A 14,340-nucleotide genomic window follows, 5' to 3' on the forward strand; every position below is an offset into this window, starting at 1 on the left:
TGATCTCCAATATCGTATTATACACGAAACATCAACCTTCTGAATGTTTTTTCAGTAAAGTTTGTACAAGTTTTTCCATCTCTTCTAACGTTTCTTTATAAATAGAAAGCGATTCGCCAAATGGATCTGAAATATCCTTACTTACACCCTCAGTTAATCCATATAATGTATCCAATTTCTTTTCAACACTCGGATAATGCCCAAGTACAATTTGCTTATGATTTTCCGTCATTGTTACTACAATATCCGCCCAATCAACCAACGTATCGTTTACCTGCTGTGCAGCATGATCGATTACAATTCCTTTTTCAGCTAGGGCTTCCTTTGCATGTACCGACGCATCGCTTCCAGGATAGGCGAAAACACCAGCAGATTGCACTTCAAATTTACCTTCTCCATAATGACGAAGCAAAGCCTCAGCCATCGGACTACGGCATGTATTTCCAGTGCAAACAAATAACACCCGTTTCATCTAAACCCACCCCTTTTTTTCTGTTTCCTACCATTTATCATAACGTACATTAGAATAGAACAAAAGAAATGTGAATATACGAAAGGCGCATTTCTCTTATATTTTTTCTAAGAAAAATGCGCCTTATCCACGTATATGTGAAACCCTATTTCCAAGCGCCCAAAGTATTTACCATACATAATGAACACACTACGAAACAAAATAAGGAATCCATTTCATACGAAACAGATTCCTTTCATACAATAATTATTTCATTGTAACTTTCATTACTTCTGTTGAACCTTTTGTAGCTGTTACACCTACAGTTGTCTTAATAGACTCAGCTGCATCTGTGTTTGTAATAACGATTGGAGTAATTGTGCTTTTCGCTTTTTCACGAATTAATTCTAAGTCGAATGAGATTAATTTATCTCCAGCTTTTACAGCTTGTCCTTCAGAAACGTGAGCTTCGAAACCTTCACCTTCCATTTTTACAGTTTCTAATCCAACGTGGATTAAAATTTCTGTACCGTTTTTCGCTTTAATTCCAATAGCATGTTTCGTGTGGAATAATTGTACGATTTCACCATCAACTGGAGATACAACTACACCTTCAGTAGGATCGATTGCAACACCGTCACCCATCATACGACCAGCGAATACTGGATCTGGTACTTCTTCAATATTTTTCACTGCTCCAGTTAATGGAGCTACGATTGTTTCTTCATTTGTTTTTGAACCAAAACCGAATAATTTTTTAAACATAGGATAGTCCTCCTTATAATTTACCTAAAAGTTTATAGGGCAATCTCTATTCAAGATCGAAATACACGTAAGACTTCATACTTCGAATGTTATACTGTAAAAACGCTTTCGAAATAAATCATGTCATTACTACTAGACTCTTATTGTAGCGCCTCACAAAATTCCAGTCAATTCTGATTGTCTGAATAACAATAAGAAGTTAACTTCTACTTATATTTTCTCTTTTTTTCACTTACTTGTCTAGAGGTCTTTACTACATTTTATTTTTTGTTGTTAATTTGTAAAACTTCTTTCAAATTTTTGTTGAAATCCACTTGACTAAAGTAAGTAACTATTTTATTATTACTTACATAAGATAAGTTAATAACTTTTAGGAGGTTTTTAAAATGATGGATATCGGTCTTCTTATTATTCGTCTTATTATAGGAATTACATTCATGGGTCACGGTGCTCAAAAATTATTTGGTTGGTTTGGTGGCTACGGGCTGAAAGGAACAGGCGGCTGGATGGAATCAATCGGTTTACGCCCTGGTGTATTTATGGCATTTATGGCTGGCGCAACTGAACTATTAGGTGGTTTCTTATTCGCAGCAGGTATTTTCACTGTAATTGGTTCATTATTTATCGTTGGAACAATGTTAATGGCAATCTTCACTGTTCACGGAAAAAATGGTTACTGGGTAACACAAGACGGATTTGAATATAATTTAATTTTAATCGCCGTTGCAGTTGGTGTAGCTTTAATCGGTCCTGGCGCATACGTTTTACTTTAATATTTATCTCTATTTCGAGATATTTACCTAAAAAGAGATTACTTCAAATTGAGGTAATCTCTTTTTCACATCATCAAAAAAATATTATTTTCAGCAGGAGATTCCCATTGATATCTTGTAAACAAACAATAAGTATTCATATTTAGAAAGGGGATTACAACATGTTATCCATTAATCCAAACGAACAAACCGAAAAAGATAATTACAAATTACTAACAGGAAGTATCATTCCACGTCCTGTTGCATTCGTTACTTCTGTAACTAAAGATGGTGTATTGAACGGTGCGCCATATAGTTATTTCAATATCGTCGCTGCCAATCCACCACTTATCTCGGTTTCCGTACAACGCAAAGAAGGAAGACCGAAAGACACTTCCCGAAATGCAATCGAAAAAGGGGAATTTGTCGTACATATTTCTGATGAATCTTACGTAGAAGCGATCAATGAAACAGCAGCCAACCTACCTCCTAACGAAAGTGAAATCGAATTAGCAAAACTAACACCAATCGACAGTGATGTCATTTCAGTACCAGGAGTGAAAGAAGCAAACATTCGAATGGAGTGCGTATTAGAACGCGCTATCCCGCTCGGCGGAACCGAAGACTCACCAGCTTGTGATCTACTAATTGGCCGTGTCGTTCGCTTCCACGTCGCAGAACACTTATACGAAAACGGCCGAATTCACGCCGAAGAACTAAAACCAATAAGCCGCCTAGCAGGACACAACTACGCAAAACTAGGAGAACAATTTGAATTAGTGAGGCCACTTTAAAGGCGCAAGCGGCTCGTTCAGAATCGCAGGGCACTTCAAGCTCTCGACCTTGAAGCGCTTTTTGCTTCGAGCGAGAGAGCGAAATGGCCGGAGATTCTGGCCGCTGAAGCTGGATACAACTAAAAGCGCAAGCGGCTCGCTCAGAATGAGAGGGGGATGGAGCTCCTGACGTAGAGGCGCTTTTTGCCTCGCAGGAAGGCGCGAAGCCACCGACCATTCTAGCCGTACCACCTAAAAGCTTCAGCTTCATCACTCAAACATAAAATCCCCCGCTTAAAGCGGGGGATTTTTTCACTGTAATTCTTCCTTCTTCTCCTCTAATGCAGGTAATTTCTCTTTTTTAGATCTACCCAGCTTTATTACAAAGAAATATAAGGAAAGTAACGTAATAAGGAAAACAATTAAAAATGGATACGGTGAATAAAATGCACGCGCCGCCTCCGATTTTCCTGCAACAAATTTTAATGATTCGATATCTAAAAACTCAGCAAACATTTGTACACCGAGCATACTAAACCAAAAAACAAAAAAACTAATAATAATACCAAAACCTTGCTTTAATCTCGTCATTTGTACCACCCTTTCTATATTTGTGGAGTATTGTATTCAAATGCATAGAAAGGAATTAACTCACCATTCACGAATCAATTTAACCCAACCTAAAACCGCAATTTGTAAAATAATGCCCCAAAAGATAAGCCTACGTAACCACCTTGGAAAAAAAGTTATAAATACGACATACCATTCCAGCAACCTATTCATGTTCTCCACCTTCATATAAAATTATATAGGAAAAAGGAGATACAATCCAAACCCAACAAGAATAATACCACCTACTATTTCACCGTATGTGCCAAGCATATTTTTGGCATGGCTACCAAGCAATAAACCCATCCAAGCTAATAACATACTTATTAGTCCGAACAGTAATATCGTAATAATTGTCTCTGCTCCGTAAATTCCAAGACTAAGCCCTACTGAAAAACTATCTATACTAACACCAAATGCAAATACAAATAAACTAATTCCAATTGGAGCAGTTCTAATCTCTTCCCCTTCTAAAATAGACGAATATACGATATAAAACCCTAGTCCAATTAATAAAATAGCTCCTGCAAAATTCGCGAAATCCCCATACCTCTCTGATAGAAAACGTCCTAGTACCATTCCGATAAATGGCATAATAATATGAAATATCCCAATCGTCATACCGATATAAAGGATTTGTCTTAACTTTAATGTTACCATCCCCATACCGAGGCTCACTGAAAATGCATCCATCCCCAGGGCGAATGCCATAATTATTAAAGGTATTAATTGTTCAAGTGTCATTCATATCCCCCCTCGGACGTGCTACTTCACAATATGCTTATCCAAGGAGAAATATTCTGTTTGCTAAAGGTACATTATCATTCAATAATAATCTGATGTCCCGCAGCTTTTGTTAAACGGTTCATAATTGCATTTCCTATGCCTTCATTCGGGAATGATTCACTAAAAATAACATCTACTTCACTTGCATCAAACGTTCTAAGCACATCATATAACTTAGTCGCAACGCTGGCTAAATCGCTTCGCACACCACAAGACAATACAACATCTGCACTATACACATGCTGATACTCTTCTGTCGTTAATACACCTACTTTAAACCCTTCTTTCTTCTTTTCATCCACAATACGTTGAATAAACTCACGGGACCCTTCAACAATACTAAGTGGCGCTTTCGGTGCATAATGTGTATATTTCATTCCAGGTGATTTCGGTTTTTCTTTCTCATCCTTTAAAGCTGGATCTAAAGAAACATTTCCTATCACTGCTTCTAATTGCTCCTTCGTAATCCCACCTGGACGTAAAATCGTCGGAACCTCGCTCGTACAATCAATTACAGTTGATTCAACTCCTACTCCTGTTGCCCCGCCATCAACAATACCAGCAATTTTTCCATTTAAATCTTCATATACATGAGAAGCTAACGTTGGACTTGGGCGTCCTGAACGATTCGCACTCGGTGCCGCAACAGGCACGTTTGCCTCTTCAAGAAGAGCGAGCGCTACTGGATGATCCGGCATCCTCACTCCGACTGTATTAAGTCCTGCCGTAACCCTCTCTGAAATCCCTTTTTTTCTCGGTAAAATGATTGTTAATGGTCCTGGCCAAAAATGTTCCATTAACTTTTCTGCAACCGGCGGAATTTCTCTTACAATACCATCTAACTGAGATTTTGTTCCTATGTGGACAATCAGTGGATTATCGCTCGGTCTCCCTTTTGCTTCAAAAATTTTCGCTATCGCTTCATCATCCATTGCGTTTGCTCCTAACCCATATACCGTTTCTGTCGGGAAGGCCACCGCTTCATTTTCTCTTAATAATCTCGCTGCTTCTTTTAATTGTGGATAATATTTTTTTCTTTCCACAACATTATCCACAATCCACATATTTGTATGCATTTTTTCCCACGTCCTTTTCTACCATGAAATACTTGTCTATTTTTAGTTTACTATGAGATTTATCCAAAAGACAAACAAGGTTTATCCACAAAATGTGGATAAACCTTGTTAATCCGTGGATAACTTTGTGAATAGCTGACAATTTAGTATTATTGCATTTAGCTCTTTTATATTTTTACAAAAGTGTTCTAACTGTCGAATTCCCTCTGGCACTTTCTCTTTCTCTATAATGACAAAGTTAAAAAACTGAAAGATTGTCACAGATTGTGGATGATTTGTGAGTAAGTACAATTGTCGAATATCTTTTTCTTTCATATACTGCAAAAACATCTCAAAAAAATATAAGAAAGTCTGTTTATCCACATTAGGTGTGAATAAACAAGAACGGATAAGTGCATTTTCTTCACTTTGTTCATATCCAATTACCGCTCGTATTTCTCCCGCCTCTTCCAAGATCATAAATTGTGCGTACAACTCATTTATTTTATCATCTTTTTTATTAGCTTGTCCGAAAAAAGAATGCAATCTTTCTACATCTGCTTTCGTAGCAAAATACACGTTCTTCATAGTAAATCCCTCCTCATTGATATATATGAGGAAGGATTTATTAATAGTACTATTTAGAGAATAAAGCTGTAAAAGCTTCGACGATAAATAATTTAACCTCTGGTTTTTCTTCTTCCTCATCTACTGTTACATACTCATTTTGCTTTTCTTGTTTTTGCTCCACAGGTTTCTCCGCTTTTTCCACAGCTTTTGTTTCTACTTTTTTTACAGGCTGTTCTTCTACTTGCGTTTCGTGTTTTACTACTTTCTTTTCCTGGGCTGTTACTTTTTCAGCTTTTTCCGGCTTTACTACTTTCGTTTCTTTCACCTTATCCTCTTTCTTCTCCGGTACATCCACTACTTCCTCATCTGGTTGTCTCACCTGCTCCTCTTCAGGAGATTCAGCTTTCACAACATGTTCTTCTTTCCTTACAGCTGTACCACTTGAAAAATCTAAGAAACACATCGGTGGAAATAATACACACCACCAGTTTGCACCTTCACCTTTTCCAATTGTAATAAGTACCGCTTCATATTCTCCTGCCGGATAAATAAAATTCCCATATACCTTTGTAGGAAACTTCACATTCTTACCGAATTTCACTTGAAACGCCTCTTTACTTCCTTCTCTTTTCAGCGTATTCTCCACTGTCTTTTCAATTTCAGGAATATGATTTTGAATTACTTTTCGAGCTTCTTCAAATGACGTTAAATCCGCTACCCATCCATCAATTTGCGCTTTCACTTCATCACGTACTTTACGTTTTAATGCCTGATCTTTATCGGAATCACTATTAGCTAAAATACGTAATCGAACGGCCTCTTTCGGAATAACAGTAGGCCCTTTTGCATCAGCTTTCATATATCCAAACTGCACAAGTAACTGTGCACCAATTAATAATAAAAGAAAATAAGCAATAACTTGTTTTTTCATTTCCTCCACCGTCCCCTCTAGAAACAGTGTGGACAGACTTTCATCTTTCTAAACTATTAAATTCAAAATCTATGTCAACTCCCCCCACTGAGATGAAGCGTTTCAATGGGGGCTTGAGTTAGAACTCTAGGTCTTTTCATCTATCGCTAGACAGTTTGACGCTCTAGAATTCATGCCACCTTACGGTAACACCCCAAGTATGTTTTTGGTTGGTACTGGCAACGAACTATTGTTTTCCCACTTGCACCACCCTTTCGAAAAAGAGCAATTCTTCCTTATGGAAGAAGCCACCACTCAGATGAACCCGGCGTGTGCTACAAGCCCCGATAAGTCGAGTGCACATGGATGGTTGACGCACCCACTAAGCTATGCGCGAAGCAACAGCCTTACGTTTTTGCACTTCTAATAGAATCGGCGTTTTCACTTTGAGATTGTCATCCAATTCTACAACTCTTGATTTTTGCAATGTATTCAATGCACCATTAATATCAGCATGGATACATGTTCCTGCTTTACTTTGGTACAGACCACGAGTGATTCGTTTGCCACTAAAGAGATAATGTGTTCTATCCTCCTTAGACCAAACTGGAATCGGATCTTTATCTAGGAAACTAGCTTTTGAAGTATAGCTTTCTTCTTGTTTCAAAAATCGGATACCTGCTTTTACACATTTATTCTCAATTGCTGCAATCAGTTTATGAAATGGGATTTGCACAAATTTTTGATTATTCTTTTTCCCCATATCAGATTTTTGTTTCCAACCAGCGTTATACCCTACGACAACCGTATCTATGTTGCATGCTTTCACTTTTTTGAACAACAGGCCTACAGTTTGTGAAATATAACCATTTATTTGTCTTTCTCGTTTATGCCAAAGTACGGCCATTTTGTTCGTTACAACTCGTTTAGAAAGTCCATTTTCCACATTTTTCAGTTGCAGATTACGTATCATTTTGTTGAAGTACTGGTTAATGGATTTTAATTTTTTCCCATCAATTAAAAATGCATCACCTGTATTTGTTACGCAACTTAATAATCTATCTACACCTAAATCGCAACTCAAAGCGTTACTAGTAGTCGTGGATTGTTTCTTCATTTGAGAAACGTGCATTTCATATGTGTAATGCACCTCAAAGAACCGACCTTTTTGCTTCGGTACAATCTCAATGTAGGAGATTTTTTTATTTCTTAAGTTTTTAGGCATACGTATTTTAATGGAACCGAATTTTTTTCTAAATGCAACATTCATCGGAATCATCCAATACCCGTTATCATCCACTTTTGGAACTTGATAGATTTCAATAATTCGTTTGTCAGTTGGACGAGAATAATTCGGAAACTTAGGACGACCTGTGAAAGTTTCAGGTTTTTTCTTCCACTGTTCCAATGCTTTAAAAAAGCTTTTTATTTCTGTAAATAAGGCTCTACGAATCGCTTGAACAGAGTTTGATTGAATGCCCCAGTAGTTCATATCGATTTGCATGGCAGTATCCACTTCTTTTACAGTAGCCATTTTATTATGGTTCAAATAACTTTGTTTAATCGTGTACAACCCAACATTTCGCAACGCTTTTGAACTATGTGACATGCGTTGCAGTAAGCGGAATTCTTTTGCAGTAAGGCAAGCTCGTCCTATATTCTGTTTTTGAGTGAATCGTTGTATGGTTTCTCTTTTCTTTTGTTTTCGTAATACTTTCACTGCTTTCTTTTTAGCCATTGTTTTCACCACCTTTCTCAGAGAGTTTATTAAAATTATTTCTTTCCTAAGATAATGTTTTATCTTAGGAAATCTCGTTTCACGAGACAAGAACTAACACTTTTGTAACTGTTAATCGCTTTTGATAAATCAATATTTGGAACTGAACGGAACAAAATGTGAACATGGTCTTCATCGTAATTCCTTTTGGTTCAAGTAACCGAATGATTATTATTATCCAATTTCGTTGTCGTACAATCTATTCCCTCCTTATCTACGACAGATTATATCGTAAGACAAAAAAGAACAAATGCTCCCTTTAAAAAATTGTTATGAACGAAACAAAGGTGTTTGGTCTACCTTCTGACGGCAATTCATCTCCACCTGAATTGTTGGGTTTCATCCGTAACACAAATCAGATGGAGTCTTCTTGCCGAAAAGGATAAATTTTCCCACAAAAAAATAGAGTAAGGTGTGAACCTTACTCCATCTCTGCAAATACCATGCGATCTTTTCCATTAATGTCAAATACAACTTCAACTTGAGCGCGCGGGAAAGTTTGCTGTAATAATGCTTTCACATCTTCACCTTGCCCTACACCAATTTCAAACGCCACAATCGCCTTTTTCTGTAATACATTCGGCAATTCCTCCATAAAACGACGATAGAAATCTAGTCCATCTTCCCCACCAACAAGCGCACGCTTCGGCTCATGCTCCTTCACAACAGTAGAAAGACCACGCCAATCTTCCTCTGGTATGTACGGAGGATTGGAAACAACAACATCTAACTTCTGACCTGTTTCATAAAACGGAGACAGTAAATCGCCGTGATAGAAAGTTACATCCGCCCCTAAATTTTTTGCATTTTCTTTTGCAACTTCAATCGACTCCTGTGCGATATCTACTGTATACACATGAAGATTTTTATTTTCTAAAGCGAGCGTAATAGAAATCGCTCCACTACCTGTTCCAATATCCGCTATGTGAAGCTCCTCATTACTGAAATGGCGCTCAATTCTCTCTAGCACTCCAACTATAAGTTCCTCTGTTTCCGGTCTTGGTATCAATACCTCTTCATTTACAAAGAATGATCGGCCATAAAACATTTCATAACCGAGCATATATTGGATCGGAATACCTTCTACGTGCTTGTGGATAAATTGTGCAAAACTTTTCTCTTGTTCCGCAGTTATTTCTTCACGCATATTCATGAGCATTCCGGTTCTGTTCGTCTTTAATACATGACAAAGGACAATTTCTCCCGCATTTTCATCTCGTCCATTTTCCTGTAAAAAAGAAGAAGCCCATTTCAGGGCTTCATAGACACGCATTACTCAGCTGCCTCCATCTTTTGAGCCTGATCTTCCATCACTAAGGCATTGATGAAATCATCTAACTTACCTTGTAGGATTTGATCTAGCTTTTGAATCGTTAAACCGATTCGATGGTCTGTAACACGGTTTTGCGGGAAGTTATACGTACGAATACGCTCTGAACGATCTCCCGTACCAACAGCTTGTTTACGGTTTTGATCATACTCAGCTTGCGCTTCTTGTCTAAACTTATCATAAACACGTGCGCGTAATACTTTCATCGCTTTTTCTTTATTCTTAATTTGTGATTTTTCATCCTGACAAGATACAACTACACCAGTCGGTAAATGTGTTAAACGTACCGCTGACATCGTTGTATTAACGCTTTGTCCACCAGGACCACTAGAAGCAAACGTATCAACACGAACATCTTTTTCATGAATATTAATTTCTACTTCTTCTGCCTCTGGTAATACAGCTACAGTTGCTGTAGATGTATGAATACGTCCACCAGATTCCGTTTCAGGAACACGTTGTACACGGTGAGCACCATTCTCGAATTTCAGCTTCGCGAAAGCACCTTTACCGTTAATCATAAAGATAATCTCTTTATATCCACCTAACTCTGTATAGCTCGCTTCGATAATTTCAGTTTTCCAACCTTGCACCTCAGCATAACGGCTATACATACGATATAAATCACCAGCAAATAAAGCTGCCTCGTCACCACCAGCAGCACCACGAACCTCAACAATAACGTTTTTATCATCATTAGGGTCTTTTGGAACAAGTAAAATTTTCAGACGTTCTGATAATGTTTTCTCTTGTCCTTCTAATTCAGAAACCTCTTCTTTTACCATGTCACGCATATCAGCGTCTAACTTATCTTCTAACATTGCTTTTGCATCTCGTAATTGCTCACGAACATCTTTATACTCACGGTACACCTCTACCGTGTCCTGAATATCAGATTGCTCTTTTGAATACTCACGAAGCTTATTTGTATCACTAATAACCTCTGGGTCACTTAACAACTCATTCAACTTCTCATAACGATCTTCTACAGCTTGCAAACGATCTAACACACCATTCACCTCTACATCCTAGTATCTAATACAAATAGTATATGGTACTTAATCAAAAAAACGCAAATTATATTTAAAAGCGCAGGCGGCTCGCTCAGAATGGGAGGAGGTTGGAGCTTCTGACAGAGAGGCGCTCTTTGCCTCGCAGGAAGAAGCGAAACCACCGACCATTCTAGCCGCTGGAGCTAGATAATATTTAAAAGCGGAGGTGGCTCGCTCAGCTCTGACTGGCTAAAGTTCTTAGCTGTGCGAAGAGCTGGCCACCAATCTTCATCTATTTTCGAAAAAAACCCGCTCTACATAGCGAGTTTCGTTTATCTTTGTTTTGTAGGTACTGCATGACAATGACGGCAACGTGGTTCATACGATTCTGAAGCCCCAACTAAAATAATTGGATCATCAAATGCCGCTGGTTCTCCATCGATTAAACGTTGCGTACGACTTGCAGGAGATCCACATGCAGAACAAACTGCCTGCAATTTAGTTACATGTTCAGCAATCGCCATCAGCTGAGGAACTTGTCCAAATGGTAGACCACGGAAATCTTGGTCTAATCCAGCTACAATGACACGATAGCCACGATTTGCCAATACTTGCACCACTTCCACAATGTCCCCATCAAAAAATTGTACCTCATCGATTGCAATAACATCCATTTCTTCTGTTACATGGTTAAATATATCTTTTGAAGCTGAAACAGGAACTGCTTTAACCTTTAATCCATTATGTGATACAACATCTTCTTCACTATAACGATTATCAATACATGGTTTAAATACAATCGCATGTTGTTTCGCAAATTGCGTACGGCGTATACGGCGGATGAGCTCTTCTGATTTCCCAGAAAACATACTCCCGCAAATCACTTCAATCCAACCATTTTGATTCATTAAGTACATTGAGCTCTCCTTTCATCTACTTTCCTAATCCAAAGTAGGGTAAAGGTTTAATATTTTCGCAAAAAAAACAGACAAGCGAATACATACACTTGCCTGTTTTATGTTCTTTATTACTTAATACCGTATTTCTTATTGAAGCGGTCAACACGTCCGTCTGCAGTAGCAAACTTCTGACGTCCAGTGTAGAATGGGTGAGAATCAGAACTGATCTCAATTTTTAGTAATGGATAAGTGTTACCATCTTCCCACTCAACAGTTTCGCTAGAGCCTTTTGTAGACCCGCTTAAGAATTTGAAGCCAGTGTTCGTGTCCATAAATACAACTTTATTGTAATTTGGATGGATTCCTGCTTTCATTCTTTTCATCTCCTTCCGCCCTGAATCATTTTCGAAACAGAGTTTTTCATCTTCAGCTGCTTACACAACTATATTGATGAAACACATATGATGAAATTATAACAAGGCTAACTCCATTTTGCAACTACCTGTTTTTGTCTTTTTAAAATTAAAAGTGGAGGCGGCTCGATTAGCTCTGATTGGCTAAGGTTCTCTCGCACAAAAGGTGCTTTTTACCTTGAGTAGCGGAGGTTCTTAGACACGAAGAGCTAGCCGCTGGAGCTGGATATACCAAAAAGTGGAACCGACTGCTCAGGCCCGGTGACTAAGGTTCTTCCCCACAGAAGATGCTTTTTATCTTCTCGTGGGGAAGGTTCTTAGACGCAAGGGCCTAGGAGGTGGAACTAGATATCAATTAAAAGCGCAAGCGGCTCGTTCAGAATGGGAGGAGGTTGGAGCTTCTGACAGAGAGGCGCTCTTTGCCTCGTAGGAAGACGCGAAACCACCGACCATTCTAGCCGCTGGAGCTGGATATACCAAAAAGTGGAACCGACTGCTCAGGCCCGGTGACTAAGGTTCTTCCCCACAGAAGATGCTTTTTATCTTCTCGTGGGGAAGGTTCTTAGACGCAAGGACCTAGGAGGTGGAACTAGATATCAATTAAAAGCGCAAGCGGCTCGTTCGGAATCCAAGACACTTCAAGCTCTCGACCCAAATATGATTTTCATCTCAAAAAACAAAATTTTTCCCATATATTACTCTCTCTAATATTCCCTTAAAAACATAAAAAAACTCGCTTACTACGAAATAAGCGAGTCCCAATCTTTTCCCTTTACTTAGTGGTTACATACCTTTTTGAGTCTGCAACAATATTTTGTAAAAATTCTTCATTTGTCTTTGTTTGACGAAGTTTACGTAAGAAGCCTTCAACAAAGTCTGGTGTATCACGCATTGTTTTACGAATACCCCATAACTTGTCTAAATGTTCTTTCGGAATTAATAGGTCTTCTTTACGCGTACCAGAGCGACGAATATCAATCGCTGGGAAGATACGGCGCTCAGCTAGTGAGCGATCTAAGTGAAGTTCCATATTTCCAGTTCCTTTAAACTCCTCGTAAATTACATCATCCATACGAGACCCTGTATCAACAAGCGCTGTTGCTAAAATCGTTAAGCTACCGCCCTCTTCGATATTACGCGCAGCCCCGAAGAAACGCTTCGGTCTATGAAACGCAGCTGGATCAATACCACCTGATAAGGTTCTACCACTTGGTGGAATAACAAGGTTGTAAGCACGCGCTAAACGGGTAATACTATCCATTAAAATGACAACGTCCCTTTTATGTTCTACAAGACGCATTGCACGCTCTAATACAAGCTCAGCTACTTTAATATGATTCTCTGGCACTTCATCAAAAGTAGAACTTACAACATCACCTTTAACAGAACGTTCAATATCTGTTACTTCCTCTGGACGCTCATCAATTAAAAGTACAATTAATTCTGCTTCCGGATGATTTGTTGTGACACTGTGTGCAATTTCTTTTAACAGACTTGTTTTACCAGCCTTTGGAGGCGCAACAATTAAACCACGTTGTCCAAATCCAACTGGTGCGATTAAATCCATGATGCGTGTCGGTAACTTTTTCGTTTCCGTCTCCAATTTCATTTGGCGATCTGGGTATAACGGTGTTAATGCAGGGAAATGTACACGCTCTTTTGCTGAGTCTGGATCATCTCCATTTACAGCTTCAACTTGTAGCAATCCAAAATAGCGCTCATTTTCTTTCGGAGGTCGTACTTTACCAGAAACCTTATCTCCATTACGTAAATCGAAACGACGAATTTGCGAAGCCGAGATATAAATATCTTCTGAGCTTGGAGAATAATTGATAGGACGTAAGAATCCAAATCCTTCTGATTGAATAATTTCTAATACGCCTTCCATGAAAAAGAAACCTTCTTTTTCTGCTCGAGCTTTTAAGATAGAGAAGATTAGCTCTTTTTTCGTTAACTTGCTGTAATACGAAATCTTAAATTCCTTCGCAAGCTCGTATAACTCTTTTAATTTCATGTTTTCTAATGCTGCAATTGACAAATTCATTCAGACACCACACTTTAACGTTTTTCTCTTTTCACATGGGTAAAGGGGAAAAATACGGAAGGCAAATAAATAATAATGAAAGGCAATAAGTTCAAGTAGGGTAATATTCACTATTGTAACCCTTTTATCTAGTTTTAATCAATACGTTGAAACACAAATACAAGAAGCGAAGACAAGAAAATTTATCTTCGCTTTTCATATTTCTTTCTTTTTT

16 protein-coding genes and 1 pseudogene are annotated in these 14,340 nt (G+C 38.3%); 2 read left to right on the forward strand and 15 right to left on the reverse strand.

Translation table 11 applies throughout. The annotated features are described in order from the left end of the window. Positions 1–31: 31 nt before the first annotated feature. A complete protein-coding gene (locus EXW56_RS25395; RefSeq protein WP_002113050.1) occupies positions 32–472 on the reverse strand; it encodes a low molecular weight protein arginine phosphatase in 441 nt (146 codons plus the stop codon). Between the two features lie 246 nt (positions 473–718). After that, positions 719–1,216 carry a PTS sugar transporter subunit IIA gene (locus EXW56_RS25400; RefSeq protein ID WP_002016294.1) on the reverse strand — a complete coding sequence of 166 codons (498 nt, stop codon included), beginning with the start codon at positions 1,214–1,216 and terminating at the stop codon, positions 719–721. A gap of 386 nt (positions 1,217–1,602) precedes the next feature. Between EXW56_RS25400 and EXW56_RS25405 the strand changes: the two genes are divergently transcribed. Both EXW56_RS25405 and EXW56_RS25410 read left to right on the forward strand, forming a co-directional pair. After that, a complete protein-coding gene (locus tag EXW56_RS25405; RefSeq protein ID WP_002113051.1) occupies positions 1,603–1,989 on the forward strand; it encodes a DoxX family protein in 387 nt (128 codons plus the stop codon). Positions 1,990–2,150: 161 nt separating this feature from the next. Further along, the gene (locus EXW56_RS25410; protein WP_070168213.1) at positions 2,151–2,762 is read left to right on the forward strand and encodes a flavin reductase family protein; all 612 of its coding nucleotides are present in this window, start codon (positions 2,151–2,153) and stop codon (positions 2,760–2,762) included. Between the two features lie 291 nt (positions 2,763–3,053). Here the strand turns inward: EXW56_RS25410 and EXW56_RS25415 are convergent, their stop codons facing one another. The 13 genes and pseudogenes from EXW56_RS25415 to rho all read right to left on the reverse strand — a co-directional run bounded on the left by EXW56_RS25415 (position 3,054) and on the right by rho (position 14,126). Further along, positions 3,054–3,332 (reverse strand): DUF3935 domain-containing protein, encoded by a 279-nt coding sequence (locus tag EXW56_RS25415; protein ID WP_002198766.1) that lies wholly within the window; start codon positions 3,330–3,332, stop codon positions 3,054–3,056. Positions 3,333–3,392: 60 nt separating this feature from the next. After that, the gene (locus tag EXW56_RS27880; RefSeq protein ID WP_002113055.1) at positions 3,393–3,524 is read right to left on the reverse strand and encodes a hypothetical protein; all 132 of its coding nucleotides are present in this window, start codon (positions 3,522–3,524) and stop codon (positions 3,393–3,395) included. A 21-nt stretch (positions 3,525–3,545) separates the two neighbouring features. Next, positions 3,546–4,094, reverse strand: coding sequence for a manganese efflux pump MntP (locus EXW56_RS25420; RefSeq protein ID WP_215597087.1), 549 nt, complete (start codon positions 4,092–4,094; stop codon positions 3,546–3,548). A 77-nt stretch (positions 4,095–4,171) separates the two neighbouring features. Beyond that, positions 4,172–5,212 carry an L-threonylcarbamoyladenylate synthase gene (locus EXW56_RS25425; RefSeq protein WP_002198765.1) on the reverse strand — a complete coding sequence of 347 codons (1,041 nt, stop codon included), beginning with the start codon at positions 5,210–5,212 and terminating at the stop codon, positions 4,172–4,174. 108 nt (positions 5,213–5,320) lie between these two features. Continuing rightward, positions 5,321–5,779 carry a GNAT family N-acetyltransferase gene (locus EXW56_RS25430; protein ID WP_002198764.1) on the reverse strand — a complete coding sequence of 153 codons (459 nt, stop codon included), beginning with the start codon at positions 5,777–5,779 and terminating at the stop codon, positions 5,321–5,323. A 49-nt stretch (positions 5,780–5,828) separates the two neighbouring features. Further along, positions 5,829–6,692 carry a stage II sporulation protein R gene (gene spoIIR / locus EXW56_RS25435; protein WP_070129228.1) on the reverse strand — a complete coding sequence of 288 codons (864 nt, stop codon included), beginning with the start codon at positions 6,690–6,692 and terminating at the stop codon, positions 5,829–5,831. A gap of 361 nt (positions 6,693–7,053) precedes the next feature. Further along, positions 7,054–8,409: an RNA-guided endonuclease TnpB family protein gene (locus tag EXW56_RS25440; protein WP_215597088.1), complete on the reverse strand. Its 1,356-nt coding sequence runs from the start codon at positions 8,407–8,409 to the stop codon at positions 7,054–7,056. A gap of 39 nt (positions 8,410–8,448) precedes the next feature. Further along, positions 8,449–8,591: pseudogene (locus tag EXW56_RS27770) on the reverse strand (transposase); the annotation flags it as partial. Between the two features lie 278 nt (positions 8,592–8,869). After that, positions 8,870–9,721 (reverse strand): peptide chain release factor N(5)-glutamine methyltransferase, encoded by an 852-nt coding sequence (gene prmC / locus EXW56_RS25450; protein WP_215597089.1) that lies wholly within the window; start codon positions 9,719–9,721, stop codon positions 8,870–8,872. After that, on the reverse strand, positions 9,721–10,788 hold the full coding sequence (prfA, locus tag EXW56_RS25455) for a peptide chain release factor 1 (RefSeq protein ID WP_002113060.1): 1,068 nt from the start codon (positions 10,786–10,788) through the stop codon (positions 9,721–9,723). Before prfA ends, prmC begins: the two co-directional genes overlap by 1 nt. 314 nt (positions 10,789–11,102) lie before the next feature. Beyond that, positions 11,103–11,687, reverse strand: coding sequence for a thymidine kinase (locus EXW56_RS25460; RefSeq protein WP_000281086.1), 585 nt, complete (start codon positions 11,685–11,687; stop codon positions 11,103–11,105). 110 nt (positions 11,688–11,797) lie between these two features. Then, positions 11,798–12,043: a type B 50S ribosomal protein L31 gene (locus EXW56_RS25465; protein WP_000643447.1), complete on the reverse strand. Its 246-nt coding sequence runs from the start codon at positions 12,041–12,043 to the stop codon at positions 11,798–11,800. An 811-nt stretch (positions 12,044–12,854) separates the two neighbouring features. Further along, positions 12,855–14,126 (reverse strand): transcription termination factor Rho, encoded by a 1,272-nt coding sequence (rho, locus tag EXW56_RS25470; RefSeq protein ID WP_002016308.1) that lies wholly within the window; start codon positions 14,124–14,126, stop codon positions 12,855–12,857. Positions 14,127–14,340 lie beyond the last annotated feature (214 nt).

The organism is Bacillus mycoides (genome assembly GCF_018742245.1).
In the GTDB taxonomy this organism is placed as follows: Bacteria; Bacillota; Bacilli; order Bacillales; family Bacillaceae_G; genus Bacillus_A; species Bacillus_A cereus_U.